The 14,581-nt window shown below is 37.8% G+C and carries 14 protein-coding genes; 8 read left to right on the top strand and 6 right to left on the bottom strand.

Translation table 11 applies throughout. From position 1 onward, the window contains the following. Positions 1-106: 106 nt before the first annotated feature. The 5 genes from EHQ49_RS02095 to EHQ49_RS02115 are packed head-to-tail and all read left to right on the top strand — an operon-like array spanning position 107 to position 5,212. On the top strand, positions 107-958 hold the full coding sequence (locus EHQ49_RS02095) for an aldo/keto reductase (protein WP_135575883.1): 852 nt from the start codon (positions 107-109) through the stop codon (positions 956-958). A 55-nt stretch (positions 959-1,013) separates the two neighbouring features. Then, on the top strand, positions 1,014-2,030 hold the full coding sequence (locus tag EHQ49_RS02100) for an alpha/beta hydrolase (protein ID WP_208732148.1): 1,017 nt from the start codon (positions 1,014-1,016) through the stop codon (positions 2,028-2,030). Positions 2,031-2,040: 10 nt separating this feature from the next. Then, positions 2,041-3,030, top strand: coding sequence for an aldo/keto reductase (locus tag EHQ49_RS02105; RefSeq protein WP_135575887.1), 990 nt, complete (start codon positions 2,041-2,043; stop codon positions 3,028-3,030). A 5-nt stretch (positions 3,031-3,035) separates the two neighbouring features. Further along, on the top strand, positions 3,036-4,106 hold the full coding sequence (locus EHQ49_RS02110) for an alpha/beta hydrolase (RefSeq protein WP_135575889.1): 1,071 nt from the start codon (positions 3,036-3,038) through the stop codon (positions 4,104-4,106). A 2-nt stretch (positions 4,107-4,108) separates the two neighbouring features. Next, entirely contained in the window at positions 4,109-5,212 is a 1,104-nt protein-coding gene (locus tag EHQ49_RS02115) for a carboxymuconolactone decarboxylase family protein (RefSeq protein ID WP_135575891.1), read from the top strand. Between the two features lie 32 nt (positions 5,213-5,244). Here the strand turns inward: EHQ49_RS02115 and EHQ49_RS02120 are convergent, their stop codons facing one another. Next, a complete protein-coding gene (locus EHQ49_RS02120; protein WP_135575893.1) occupies positions 5,245-5,823 on the bottom strand; it encodes a YdcF family protein in 579 nt (192 codons plus the stop codon). A gap of 242 nt (positions 5,824-6,065) precedes the next feature. Between EHQ49_RS02120 and ygiD the strand changes: the two genes are divergently transcribed. Continuing rightward, positions 6,066-6,905 (top strand): 4,5-DOPA-extradiol-dioxygenase, encoded by an 840-nt coding sequence (ygiD, locus tag EHQ49_RS02125; protein WP_135575895.1) that lies wholly within the window; start codon positions 6,066-6,068, stop codon positions 6,903-6,905. Between the two features lie 3 nt (positions 6,906-6,908). Further along, complete coding sequence (locus tag EHQ49_RS02130; RefSeq protein ID WP_135575897.1) at positions 6,909-7,565, top strand: alpha/beta hydrolase; 657 nt, start codon at positions 6,909-6,911, stop codon at positions 7,563-7,565. A 7-nt stretch (positions 7,566-7,572) separates the two neighbouring features. Here EHQ49_RS02130 and EHQ49_RS02135 read toward each other — a convergent pair whose 3' ends face one another. Together EHQ49_RS02135 and purB are read right to left on the bottom strand one after the other, a co-directional pair. Beyond that, positions 7,573-8,310: a class I SAM-dependent methyltransferase gene (locus EHQ49_RS02135; RefSeq protein WP_135575899.1), complete on the bottom strand. Its 738-nt coding sequence runs from the start codon at positions 8,308-8,310 to the stop codon at positions 7,573-7,575. Positions 8,311-8,566: 256 nt separating this feature from the next. Further along, positions 8,567-9,871, bottom strand: a complete 1,305-nt coding sequence (purB, locus tag EHQ49_RS02140; RefSeq protein WP_135575901.1) for an adenylosuccinate lyase — start codon at positions 9,869-9,871, stop codon at positions 8,567-8,569. A 108-nt stretch (positions 9,872-9,979) separates the two neighbouring features. On the opposite strand from purB, the gene EHQ49_RS02145 reads away from it, so the two are divergent. Then, positions 9,980-10,747, top strand: coding sequence for a glucose 1-dehydrogenase (locus EHQ49_RS02145; protein WP_135575903.1), 768 nt, complete (start codon positions 9,980-9,982; stop codon positions 10,745-10,747). Here EHQ49_RS02145 and EHQ49_RS02150 read toward each other — a convergent pair. From EHQ49_RS02150 to EHQ49_RS02160, 3 genes are all read right to left on the bottom strand, one after another. Next, positions 10,734-12,698, bottom strand: a complete 1,965-nt coding sequence (locus tag EHQ49_RS02150; protein ID WP_135575905.1) for a M23 family metallopeptidase — start codon at positions 12,696-12,698, stop codon at positions 10,734-10,736. The two genes, EHQ49_RS02145 and EHQ49_RS02150, sit on opposite strands and share 14 nt — an antisense overlap. A gap of 90 nt (positions 12,699-12,788) precedes the next feature. Further along, positions 12,789-13,571 carry an enoyl-CoA hydratase/isomerase family protein gene (locus EHQ49_RS02155; RefSeq protein WP_135575907.1) on the bottom strand — a complete coding sequence of 261 codons (783 nt, stop codon included), beginning with the start codon at positions 13,569-13,571 and terminating at the stop codon, positions 12,789-12,791. 33 nt (positions 13,572-13,604) lie between these two features. Beyond that, entirely contained in the window at positions 13,605-14,573 is a 969-nt protein-coding gene (locus EHQ49_RS02160) for a response regulator (RefSeq protein ID WP_208732149.1), read from the bottom strand. Between the last annotated feature and the right edge of the window lie 8 nt (positions 14,574-14,581).

Here is a 14,581-nt window from a genome sequence, read left to right on the forward strand (position 1 = left end):
CGGAGAAACAGGCAATACTTCCGCATGAATGTGTATTGTTGAGTTCCCTCAGATGAGTTAGGATTAATTTCATAAAAGATCAACACCGACTACAGGAGATTTTATAATGAAAAATATACTACTTAATTCGGGCGTTTCAATGCCTATTCTTGGCTTTGGAGTTTTTCAGATACCAGAGGCAGCAGAATGTGAACGTTGTGTTTTGGACGCTCTGGATGTCGGTTACCGACTCATTGATACAGCAGCTTCTTATATGAATGAGGAAGCAGTCGGCAATGCGATTAAAAAAAGTAACATCGCAAGAAAGGATCTGTTTATCACCACAAAACTTTGGATTCAGAACAAAGGTTATGAAGATACGAAAAGTGCCTTCGAACGATCCTTAAACCGTTTACAATTAGATTATCTTGATCTTTACCTCATGCACCAACCTTACGGTGATGTTTATGGTGAATGGCGAGCAATGGAAGAGTTATACAAACAAGGAAAAATTCGAGCGATTGGTGTCGCAAACTTTCATCCTGATCGACTAATGGATTTGATCATTCATAATGAAGTAGTTCCTGCAATCAATCAAATTGAAACCCACCCTTTCCATCAGCAGATAGAAACACAAAAATTTCTAATAGAAAACAATGTGCATATTGAATCTTGGGGACCTTTTGCTGAAGGTAAAAACAATATTTTCACAAATGAAAGTTTACGAGTGATTGCAAAAAAATACGGAAAATCCGTTGCCCAAGTCATCTTACGTTGGTTGATACAAAGGGAAATCATCGCCATTCCGAAATCGGTAAACAAAGAACGTATGAAAGAAAACTTTCTGATATTTGATTTTGAGATAAGTCCAGAAGATATGAATGTAATCTCAACTTTGGATAGAAAGGTAAGTAGTTTTTTCGATCACCGTGACCCATCAATGGTGAAGTGGTTGGGTGAACGCAAAATCGAAGTTTAATAAAAGGAGCGTTCGTATGAAACTTAATCTATTGATGACCTCTCTATTGATATTCATGATCGGCCTCTTCACTGAGGATACTGTTGCTGAAAATTTCAAATTGAATCCATATACTCTGACCTATGCAGGTGCGATCACAAAAAATGAATCTGGGAAAGTCAACATTCATCCCGTGACCTATAAACTCAACGGATTAGATATTTCTGCAAACTTATACACACCTGCAAATTTCGATCCCAATCAAAAATATCCCGCAATCGTCGTGGCACACCCGAATGGTGGGGTAAAGGAACAAGTTTCCGGTTTATATGCTCAGCGATTGGCGGAACAAGGTTACGTCACTATCACCGCAGATGCAGCATTTCAAGGAGCGAGCGGTGGCAAACCACGTAACGTAGACAAACCTGCCTATCGCATCGAAGACATTCATGGCATGGCAGATTTTATTACACAATATCCAGGTGTCGATCCTTCTCGGTTGGGCCTTTTTGGTATTTGCGGTGGTGGTGGATATTCATTGAAAGCGGGACAAACTGACAAACGTTTTAGAATGATTGCTACCTTGAGTATGTTCAACTCTGGAAGAGTTCGTCGAAATGGTTTTGCTGATTCTCAATTGAATACCATCCAAGAGCGTTTGAAACAAGCTTCTGATGCCAGGGCTAAGGAAGCTGTTGGTGGAGATGTACTGTATTCGGGAGATGCCAATTTGACTGATGAGCAGATCGCCAAACTACCATTTGAGATGTATCGACAAGGTTATGAATACTACTGGAAGACACACGCACATCCAAATTCAACCTTTAAATATACAACAAGCAGTCTGTTGGATCTTATGAGTTTCGATGCCACCGATCACATTGAATTAATCAATAAACCACTGTTAATGATTGCTGGTAGTAAAGCAGACAGCCTATATATGACTGAAGATGCTTTTTTAAAGGCAACAGGAACAAAAGATAAGGAATTGTATTTGATCGAAGGTGCCACACATATCGAAACATACTGGGTACCTGCATATATAAACTTAGTGATGAACAAACTGAATCCATTTTTTGTTAGGATGAAATAGGAATACGATTATGAAGAAGAGAGAACTTGGTAAAAGTGGATTAAAGGTATCCGAACTTGGCTTAGGTTGTATGGGAATGAGTTTTGGTTATGGCCCAGCCCATGATAAAGTTGAAATGATTCGGCTAATTCATAAAGCAATTGAACGAGGTGTAACATTTTTTGATACTGCAGAGGCATATGGCCCCTATACCAATGAAGAGTTAATTGGAGAAGCATTGGCACCATACCGCCGAGATGTCGTAATTGCGACAAAGTTTGGTTTTAAATTTGGAACTGATGGTGGACAAATTGGGTTGGATAGTCGGCCGGAAAATATCCGAACTGTTACTGAAAGTGCACTAAAAAGACTTAAGACTGATGTCATCGATATTTTATATCAACATCGAGTAGATCCAGAGGTACCAATTGAGGATGTAGCCGGAACAGTAAAAACTTTGATTCAGGAAGGAAAAGTAAAACATTTTGGACTTTCTGAAGCAGGGGTACAGACCATCCGTCGTGCACACGCCATTCAACCTGTAACAGCGCTTCAAAGTGAGTATTCCCTTTGGTGGCGCGAACCGGAGCAAGAAGTGTTAGCAACATTAGAGGAATTGGGGATTGGTTTTGTTCCGTTTAGTCCACTGGGTAAAGGATTTCTGACGGGGAAAATCGATGAGTCTACTGCATTTGATAACAAAGACTTTCGCAATATAGTTCCGCGATTTTCTGTGGAAGCGAGAAAAGCCAATCAAACTCTAATCGAAGTCCTAAGTAAAATAGCTAGCGAACATAAGGCAACCCCTGCACAAATTGCGCTGGCATGGCTTCTGGCTCAAAAACCTTGGATTGTTCCAATTCCTGGTACAACAAAACTCGTTCGACTCGAAGAAAATTTGGCTGCTACAGAAGTTCAACTGACTGCTAGAGATTTATTGGATATTCATGAAACAATATCAAAGGTCGAAATACAAGGCAACCGTTATCCAGAACATTTACAAAAGCAGGTTGGGAGATAAGAAAAATGAAAAAGTTAATAAAGTTTCAATTCGTTCTCCTGGTAATCTTAGTTATTTTTACATCTACTGATGGAAAAACGGAAACAAATAAAATTATCCTTAGTGAGCAAGGTAGCTTTGCTGTAGGAGGAACAATCAATATAAACCCCGGTAGTTTTGATCCATACAATCCAACTACAGCAGGTCAAACTTTCCATGGAGATCATGCCTATGTTTTTTATCAGATTCCAGAGAACAGCCGTAAGTTGCCAATCGTATTTTGGCATGGAGCAGGACAATTCTCAAAAACTTGGGAAACCACTCCCGATGGCCGAGAAGGATTTCAAACAATTTTTCTCAAACGAAGTTTTGGTGTTTATGTAATTGATCAGCCAAGACGGGGTAATGCAGGTCGAAGTACGGTAGAGAGTACCATTAAACCTAGTTTTGACGAACAATTGTTATTTGGAATGTTTCGTATAGGTATTTGGCCTAACTATTTCCCCGGAGTTCAATTTTCCCGCAATCCAGAAGCATTAAATCAATATTTTCGATCAATGACACCTAATATCGGTTTGTTTGATACGAATATAGTCACAAATGCTGTCTCTGCACTCTTCACTAAAATAGGGCCAGCTATTTTGGTAACACATTCTCAAGCGGGTGGACCTGGTTGGATGACTGCTATCAAGAATCAAAATGTTCGGGCGATTGTTTCCTTTGAGCCAGGTAGCGGTTTTGTTTTTCCAGAAGGTGAAGTTCCGTCACCAATGCCAAGTGCAACAGGTACATTAGAAGGGATTTCCATTCCTGTCGGTGAATTCGAGAAACTCACTAAAATCCCGATAATTCTTTACTATGGAGACAACATACCGGAAAAGCCGACAAAAAGTCCGGGTGAAGACAACTGGCGGGTTCGCCTTGCAATGGCCAAACTTTGGCGGGATGTGATCAACCGACACGGAGGAAATGTTACTCTTATACATCTGCCAGAATTAGGGATTCATGGCAATACTCACTTTCCGTTTTCAGATCTTAACAATATCCAAATTGCTGATCTTATGTCAGAATATTTGCACGAAAAAGGTTTGGATTGAAGATGTTTTTAAGAATAGCATCTATCATCTTGTTAGTCGTTTTCTACCAAGAGGTGAATGCTGAAAACGTTGGAAATTTGAATCAATCATTAAGTTTACGTCAACAAGCGATTGTTACCATAGCCGCCTTTACAACAAAGGGAAAACCAGTTGAATTAAACCAAGCGATTCATGAAGGTTTAGACGTTGGCTTAAACATTAGCGAAGTTAAAGAGATTTTAATACATACTTATGCATATGCTGGATTTCCTCGTAGTTTAAATGGGTTAAACGTTCTAATACAAGTATTGAAAGAACGCAAACAAAAGGGACTCAAAGACAAAGAGGGAAGGGATGCTTTACCTATACCAACGAACAAAAGTAAATTAGAACTTGGAACGGAAATTCAAACCAAATTGATTGGAGAACCAATTCGCGGAGAAGTTTATACTTTTGCTCCTGTGATTGATTTGTTCTTAAAAGAACATTTGTTTGCAGATATTTTTAGTCGCGATGTTTTAGATTTTCAGAGTAGAGAAATTGCCACTATTTCCATTCTCTCTAGTCTAGGTGGAGCAGAAGCTCAACTACGTTCTCATATAAAAGTTGCTCTTAATGTTGGTCTTACAGAAAACCAACTGCGAAACCTCATAAGCATTCTTGAATTGAAAGTTAGTTGGCAAGATAGTCAATTGGCGAAAAATATTTTGGACAACACAATTAAGAGAGATAAGAATAAATTTAACACTTTGTCAGTGGATATCTCTTATCAAAATCAAAACTTTACCGGTAAAGTTTGGGTTGAAATGCTCGTGAGTGATGATCGAACCTGGAATACTCAAATTGGCAATGTTACTTTTTCGCCTAGTTCCCGGACTAATTGGCATTATCATCCAGGTGGTCAAATTTTATTGGTAACGAAAGGTCCTGGATATTATCAGGAAAAAGGAAATGCCGTTCGTATTGTAAATACAGGTGATATTATTAAATGTCCTCCAAATATAATTCATTGGCATGGTGCAACCACAATGGAAGAATTTAGCCATATTGCAATCGGAACAAACATGCAAGTAGGCCCCGTTATTTGGCTTCAGCCTGTAAGTGAAGAGGAATATTTGAACAAATGAACTTTAGATATTTTATATAGGGAAAGTTTTCATTAATGTAAAATCAAATCTACAACAATTACATAAGGTAAGGCAATTGTCTCCCTAAAGATAGAATAGAAATCTCTGAATTCAAAATACCTAGCATAAGATGTTTTGACATTGAGAAAACCTGCTTTCTTCACTAAGAACGCTGCCCTCGGAAGATGATAATACTGAGATATAATTAGAATTGGTTCCGAAACATTGGATCTTACTATATCTTTTAGATTCGTTGCAGATTTTTCAGTTGTGTAACCCAAATTATCTTCAATGATATGATCCGTCTCAATTCCTTGGGTGGCTAAATAATTTTTCATTACTCTAGCCTCATCGAATCCTTCTTTTCCAATTCCTCCAGAGACTATGATTTTCTGAATCAAATTTTCTTTGTAGAGTAAAACTCCTCTATCCAATCTTGCTTGCAATCGATTGGAAGGTGTGCCGTCTAACTCGACTTTATTACCAAGTATAAGAGCTGTATTCGAACTTAAATCGTCTACTTCAGCAAGACCAGTAGAGATGATATAACTGGAGGAGATTAGTATGTAGGCAAAAAATATTTTGAGAGAGAGACAGATGATTTTTTTCATTTTAATGGAAGTATATCGAGATTCAAAATGTTAGAAACCAATTAAAAAATCCAAACCCTGAATTCCATTTAATTGCTTTCATAACCGTCGAGTCTCTTTAGAATAGAGCAGTTTAGGAATGAAACATAAGCAAGGAAAAGAATAATTTTCCGTTTTCCTGCTGGAGAATAGATTGACAATAAATGATTTAATATTAAACTATATAAATAGAGGAGTCGGAATTTCAAAATTCCGGAAACCAGATGAACTCAGCAGAAACTAAAGAGAATGCAGGAATATTTCAAAACACAGAAACACTACCTTCGCTTTTTTTGGGACATGGAAGTCCTATGAATGCAATTGAGGAAAATGAATTTGTGGAAGGATTGCGAGATCTGAGTAAAACGATCCCCAAACCAAAAGCCATTCTTTGTATTTCCGCACATTGGGTGACCGATGGTACTTTTGTAACCGCGATGGAAAATCCTCCGACTATCCACGACTTTGGTGGGTTCCCAAAAGCATTATTTGATGTCCAATATCCGGCTCCGGGTAGCCCAGAACTCGCAAAACTAATTCAATCTGTTGTCAAATCTCAAAAAGTTCAATTGGATTATGAATGGGGATTGGATCACGGAGCTTGGAGTGTCATCAAACATATTTATCCAAATGCTGACGTTCCCGTTGTGCAACTAAGTATGGCCTATAAAATTTCGCCTGAAGACCATTTTCAATTAGCCAAAGAATTATCATCCCTTCGAAACCAAGGTGTACTCATTCTTGCCAGTGGGAATATTGTACATAACTTGCGTATGGTGGCCTGGGACAGATTGAACGAAGTGTATGGATTTGATTGGGCCCTCGATGTGAATCAAAAGGTCAAAAATTGGATTCTTGCTGGAGACAACGATTCCTTAATTCAAATTCGAAAATATGGAAAAGAATTCGAATGGGCCATTCCGACTGCGGAACACTATTTGCCATTACTTTATACTTTAGGAACAAAATTGGATTCAGATTCTATTTCCTTTTTTAACGACAAACCTGTTGCCGGTGCTTTGACTATGACTTCCGTAAGATTGGAACCGAGTCAAAAGGGATAAGTTATGGAGAAACCACTAGAATATTTAGTACGCAAACCAAAGGTTTCAGTGGAAAACCCACCACTTTTGCTTTTGTTACATGGAGTTGGAAGTAATGAAGAGGATTTATTTTCCTTATCCAATTACCTACCTGAATCCTTTCTCATTGTTTCTGCCAGAGGTCCTCTCACTTTAGCACCAAAAAGTTACGCTTGGTATGAAGTTTTATTCACAACGGGCCAACCTAAGATCAATTTAGAGCAGGAAAAAGAAAGTATAAGACTCTTGATAGAATTTCTGGATTATCTTAAATCAAATTATCAATTTGATGAATCGAATGTTTGGACTTGTGGCTTTAGCCAAGGTGCTATCATGTCTTATTCATTGGGATTATTATATCCAGAAAGATTCAAAGGGATCATAGCTTTAAGTGGAAGGTTGTTAGAAGAAAATAAAGAACTAGTGAAAGTCACAGAAGATGTTTTAAACAAAAAGATTTTTATATCACACGGCACAAACGATCGAGTTTTGTCAGTGGAGTATGCGAGATCGGTAAAAAACTATTTAGAAACATTGGGAATTCATCCGCATTACAGGGAATATGAAGAGGGCCATAGTATCAACCGCGATATGTTAAAAGATTTAATCCAATGGATGGAAGGCGAAGTAGGACAAAATTAATTAGGAGTTATATAATTTTTCCTATCCTTAATAAAAGTTCAAATTGAACGTTTATTTCTTTTTGTTTTTCCCAAAAGGGTTTCATTTTATTTCTTAATTCATCCACCGGATTGTGCCCATTGGCTGTGATATAATGTTTTACGGCCGACCATGTATTTAAATATCCAATCAAATGTTCTTCTGTCCAAAGCAATTGAATCGCAAAGCTTGGTGTCTGGATTTCCTCGAAAGGAAAAGGAATCGTTTTATAATTCTCATCAATGTACTTTCGTTCCTTATCCCAATAAATTCCAATTACGTTCTGGTAAAAATCATCAATCATTGTATCCATCGCTGGCGCGATTTGGATTCGTCCGTAGCCAATGGCAGCAATGAATGAATTCTTTTTTGCTGTCCTCTTAGCTTCCGCGTAAAACTGATCAAAATCAAACCAATGGATTGCTTGTGCAATTGTAATCAGATCAAATGTATGATCGGGAAAATTTGTTTTTTCAGCAGGTTGGACTGAGTAATTTATATTCTCTTTTTTTATCGCATTTTCAATTTGAGATTTGCTGATATCGGTTGCATAAACCTTCGAAAACATCTTTGAAAGTTCATAGGCAACTTGTCCATTTCCTGTTCCGCAATCCCAAACATTTTGTTTTGTTGGTAACAGTGAATTTAAATACTCAAAAAACTCTAATGGGTATGTTGGTCGATACTTTGCATATTGATCTGACTGAGAAGAGAAATTATCTTTCATTTGAGTTTCGAAGTTTTTTAGTTATTTTATATTTAGACTTAAAAAATCATCTAGAAATCTGGTTATAGTCTACTCGCGATCCCTCGACCCAGAAATTTGATATGCGATCGCTGTTATATGTATTTCGTATATCATCCGCAGGTTATCTGCAATTAGACGAAGACTAAAATCATACCCAGAAATAAAAAAGGTTAGATCAATATTGAAATCGAACTAACCCAATTCAAAGTTTATACTTTCGTTTTTTTAAAACTGACTAATCAATAATCCCCAATCGTTTGAAGATGAGTGGAATTCTTTCCAAATAAGGTTTGATTTGAAAAATTTCATTCAAATCGCTTTCTTTCAGGATGGCGGAACATCTTGGATCTTGTTTCAAAAGGTCACGAAGGTTTTTGGATTGGTCTGCCCATACCGCCATTGCATTTTCTTGAACGATGAGGTAGGCGTCCTCCCTTGTGATTCCGCCTTTTTCAATTAACCATAACAAAACTTTTTGCGAAAAAATAAGTCCGCGAGTTACGTTCAATGTACGTTCGGTGGCATCTGGATAAACATGAAGGCCTTTTAAAACAAAGTTCATTTTTTCCAAAATATAATCGAGAGCGATGGTGGAATCAGGGAGGACAATTCGTTCAGCAGATGAGTGAGAAATGTCTCTTTCATGCCAAAGCCCAACGTTTTGTAATCCAACGTTTACGTTAGATCGAATCACTCGTGAGATCCCAGAAATTCTTTCGCAAACAACAGGATTTCGTTTATGAGGCATTGCCGAAGAACCTTTTTGGCCTTTGGCAAATGGTTCTTCTACTTCGCGTCCTTCGGTTTTTTGTAAAAGACGGATTTCTGTTGCCATTCGATCTAAACTAGCAGCAACCACGCCAAGCACGGACATATAAAAAGCATGACGGTCACGTGAAATGACTTGTGTGGCAATTGGATCCACAATTAAGCCAAGTTTGGTTAAAACATATTCTTCAATTTCTAAATCAATATTGGAATAAGTTCCTACGGCTCCAGACAATTTACCTACGGCAATTTGTGTACGAGCATCTTTCATCCGTTCTAAGTTGCGAGTCATCTCTGCATAGAAGAGAGCAAACTTAAGTCCGAGTGTCATTGGTTCTGCATGGATTCCATGGGAACGTCCGATACAAGGAAGGTCTTTGTACTCTTTTGCTTTTTCTTTTGTTGTTTGTAAAAGGGTTTCGGTTCTTTGGATGAGAAGATCCATTGCTTGAACCATTTGTACGCAAAGTGCTGTGTCACCAACGTCACTGGAAGTCAGACCAAAGTGAACATGACGGCCTGCTGGTCCTATATAAGAATTTAGATTTGTCAAATAGGCGATGACATCGTGATGTACTTTTGCTTCTATTTCTAGAATTTCATCTACATTGAATTTTGCCTTTTGCTTGATAGTTTCTAGGTCTTCTTTGGGAACTTCACCGCGGTTGGCACGGGCTTCACAGGCATAAATTTCAATATCTGTCCAAATTTTAAATTTGTTCTCTAATTCCCAGATGGCGGAAATCTCTGGATGGCTGTAACGATCGATCATAAGGGCAGTCTTTCATTAGAAACTTCTGTTTCAACTGGGAATTTTACGATTGCCGAACGATGTTCGAAATTCAAGTTTAGAATCTAGTAATAAATCCTAGGGGGGCATATGTCCAAAGAATTCGAAGGAAAAGTAGCACTGGTAACGGGAGCTGCCTCTCCCATTGGTTTGGGAAGAGCAATCGCAAACCGAATCGCATCGCATGGTGCAAGTTTGGTGCTTGTTGATTTGAATCAGGAAAAAATTGAAGAAGCTGCAAGAGAAGTAGAAGCTAAATTTGGTGTTAAGGCAATTGGAGTTGCTTGTAACGTTACGAAACCAGAAGATTGTGACATTGCCATCAGCAAAACAAAAGAAGCTTTTGGAAAATTAGATTTTCTTGTGAACAACGCTGGAGTTTTAAAAGACAATCTTCTCATTCGTATGTCTGAACAAGAATATGACTTTGTAATGGATGTTAACTGTAAGGGAGTTTTCCTTATGACTAAATCCGCTAGTAAACTAATTCTTAAATCTGACTCAGGTCGGATCGTAAACATTTCCTCAGTTTCTGGATTAACAGGTCAACCAGGCCAAGCAAACTATTCCACTTCTAAAGCCGGAGTGATTGCGTTAACAAAAGTTTCTGCTCGTGAATTTTCAGGAAGAAACGTTTTAGTAAATGCAGTTTGCCCAGGTTACGTACAAACTGAAATGACTGGAACACTTTCTAAAGAAGTACAAGATAAGTTAACTGATCCTTCTGTGATCCCACTCAAACGTCCGGGAAAACAAGAAGAGATTGCATCCGCTGTTAAGTTTTTCTTAAGTAACGATGCATCTTACATTACTGGAACTTACCTCCGTGTAGACGGTGGTGCGGCTATCGGGATGTAGATTTTTTATCCTTTGCCTTGGGTGCGATTGTAATTGGTTTTACCACCTTTTGCACCTTAGGCGAAGATTCTTTCGGTTTTGATTCTTTTGTATTCTTTTTATCTTTGATCGTATCTGGATTTTGGTTTTCTAAAGATAGTTTTTTCTTTTCTTCAGGAATTGGTGGTGTTTGGATTTCATAATCATACCGCACAGTAGAACTCCAGTTCCCTGCAAAATCTCTTACACTGGCAAGCACCGTATGTTTTCCCGGTTCGTATAAAATTTCTGGTTCAAAAATTTCCAATCGGCCGTCTTTCGGAAAAAACTCTGCTTTGCCTGGAATTCCATCTACGGTGATATCAAATCCATCCGGCATAATTCCCGATCCAACATCGACTGCTTTTAAATACAAAGCAAAGTCTTCCCTTGGATATACTGTTTTATTCATCAAATCATGTAGATAAATTGTAGGAGGAGTTTGGTCTGATAAAACAACAAAGAGTCCTGTTTTACGAAGTCTTACTTTGAAAAATTGACCCCAGGAACTAAACGAAGATCCGTTAATTTTTTTTACATTTCCATCTGCCAATACTTCATATAAATCTGCTGAATTGATATCTTTAGTTTTGGGAACTTTTACATAAAGATCGTAACCTAAATTAAAATCTTTAAAATCAGGACCAATTTTATATACGCTAGAAAGTTGATTGAGGCCTTTTGTATTGATTTGAATTTGTTCTTGGGCTTCGATTTCAAAAAATGCTTTAGAATATACAGCGTTTACAGGAAAAAACAATTCCACTTTTGTATCTTTGGATTTGAATGTAGTATAACGGTCATAGTACACATTGTACTTCCATTCTTTGGTGACAATATGACTATAATCCCCTTGGTCCTTTAGGATATAAAAGGAAGCAAAAGACATTTGTCCACCCATGCCCGTGGCACGAATTGTGATTTCTTTTGGTTCTCCCAAACGCATCTGCTCGCTATCCAAGAGGCCTTGTTCTCGGCCATTACTTCTCATTCCGAGTAGATCATTTCCGTCGCGGGTGTGTAGATAGTAGGAAAAAGGATTTCCATTTGGTTTACTGACAGAGCTGTCATACAATAAAACATTTTTTCTTGTATGTTCTTTTAGAATTTTAGAAAGCTGAAACCCTTGTAAAACATTTTCACCAATTAACATATCTAAGGTAAAAATTCCTAAACGATTATTGTTGGATTTTTGATGGAGTGCAATTTGAATTCCAACCTTTCCTTGGATAAAAAGTGTTGGGGACTCTGAGAGTTCAAATCGATTTCCACTGGTCTCATAAAATGGAATTTCAATGGTTTCATTTCTACCATTGATAAAGGTACGAGGTGTTTGGGGAGTGATACGAATTGTATTAAACACAATTGGTTCTGCTATATTATAACCTAAACCATAATGCATGGGATTGTAATATACATTGTCTTTAAAAAGTTCAAAATGAAGATGGGGTGGACCGACTCCGGTATCTCCAGAAAATGCAATGATTTCTCCCGCATCAACCTCTACAGCTTCAGGAAGAGCAATGTCAAAATCAGTTCTGTCTTTATATCGTTTTGCTTGTTTTGATTTTAAAATCTGTTTGATGATTTTTTGTGAGAATTTATGTAAATGACCATAACGAGAAGTCATTCCATCGTCGTGTTGTAAAAATAACGCATAACCAATGCTAGTCCATCTTCTTTGTACTCTTGTTACTTTTCCTTTCGCAACGGCTAGGATGGGTACACCTATTCTCCCGCCGGTGGAAAAATCTTGTCCCATATGGAAATGGCCGGTTCGAAATTCTCCAAAGGCACCTGTAATCGAATCATAACCTTTTACTGGCCAAAGGTATGGATTTTTTAAAACAAAACCAGGAGGGAAATCAGATACAGATATTGCAGAGAGTGGATAAAGAGAGAGTATCAGTACTAATACGATTGAGCGCAACATCAGATTTCACTATTATTTTCGGCGCTTATGGTGAAAAGACTTATAAGAATCGAGGGGCTGTCGTATTTTTCCCCTCGATCGATGAAATTTTTATTTAAAAACGGGTCTTCGTTTTTCCTTAAGAGCCGTCATTGCTTCGAGTAGATTTTCAACAACACCTGGCTGCTCGAAGGATTTGATCGTATCTTTTTTATATTGTTCTAAGTTTGCTAGAAGTGCTCCGTTTAAAGTATTTTTAGTGGAACGATATGCCGCTTGCGGAACTTTCGAAAGTGTTTCTAATTTTTTTAAAGCAATCTTTCTTATGTCTTCTGGAGTTGGTGCAATTTCATCGATAAGTCCAATTCTTTTGGCCTCTGCACCTTTGTAAGTCGAACCTTCCAAACAAACTTCAGCCCAATACCTTGGATCTACACACATACGAATACGATCGATAAAACTTCCTGGAAGTGGAAGGCCTACGTTTACTTCTGTAAAACCAATCCGTCCTTTTCCATCGAGCATATATTTAAAATCGGATGCTACAGTGATGACAGCGCCACCACCCATCGCATGACCTGTGACTTCAGTAATCAAAGGTTTATCAAACTTTACAAGTTCACCAAAAAGAATAACAATTCCACCGACTTCATCGATGAGTTTGTCACGACTAGTAGAAAGTAAATTTTCTGCGTCGAGTCCGTTACAAAAAAATTTAGGATTATCCGTAGTTAAGATAATACCTCGTTTAGAATTGTCGGCTTTGATTTCATTTAAGATCTCACCGAGATCTCTCATGTTTTGTCCCGTCAGTGAGTTTTGTTCGTTCATTTGAAAGCGAATGATTTCGCCTTTACCGTTTGGAATGTCGATGACTTCGCGTTTGTAATTCATTGGTTACTTCTTTTGTTTTTTTAATTTTAAAATTTATGATTGCGGAGGTTTTTCAGTCGAATCTGAGTTAGGTGGAGTCTCAGGAGGTGTTTCCGAAATGATTGGTTCTTCAGAAGTCAATGGAAGAGTCGGTCCTCCGATTGGAATTTCTATTTTTACATCGCCTAAAGATGTAGGTGGGGTGGGTGCACTTTCTTTGGCACTATCTTTTGCAAACTTTTCCTTTTTTTCTTTCTTACGTTGTTCTTCTATCTTCTGTTCTTCCATTTTAACGTATTCATCGAATTCGTTTGGAGCCATAAAAACTAACATTTTTTCATCATCTGATGCGTGTTCAATGAATGCACCCATGTGGCGACCGGCAATGAACACAACCTTCTCATGACCCATAAAGAGTTTCATTACTCTTTCAAAAACTTCTACTTCTTCTTTTCCAAGTTCGGGGACTACACGAACATCAAAACAGATACGTTCGGCCAGAATGGATTTTAAAAAGTTAGGAGTGAATATTTTTTTAAATTCCGGAAACACATACCGTTTAAGATTGGCGCGGCATTGAAATAGAACTCTACCATGACCCCGATCCACAACGATAAAGGACATATTGTCTCTAGTTTTTGAAGATTCGCTAAATTTATATTCTTCAATATGTGAATGAATTCGATCGAGAAGTGGTTGTTTGATCAATGGTTTTACCATATAATCTGTAAATCCAAGTGCCTTTTGGTTTGCGACAAAGTTAGCATCTTCTTTGGGAATCATAGCGAGAATTGGAATATTGTGAGTGATCACATCCCGACGAAGTTCTAAAACAAATTCTAATTCTTTTTTATCCTTAAAGGTTAAACCCATAAGAATGATATCCGGGTTTGAGGATTTTACATACTCTTGGACTGTTTGCGAAAATTTTGTTATGACAACACGTTGGCGCAAACCAAGAAAGATATTTTCCAAATCCTGTGCGGAATTTAGATCGTTTTCAATCGCCATAATGAAATGCATAATTATTT

It is taken from the genome of Leptospira perdikensis, assembly GCF_004769575.1.
Lineage (GTDB): Bacteria > Spirochaetota > Leptospiria > Leptospirales > Leptospiraceae > Leptospira_A > Leptospira_A perdikensis.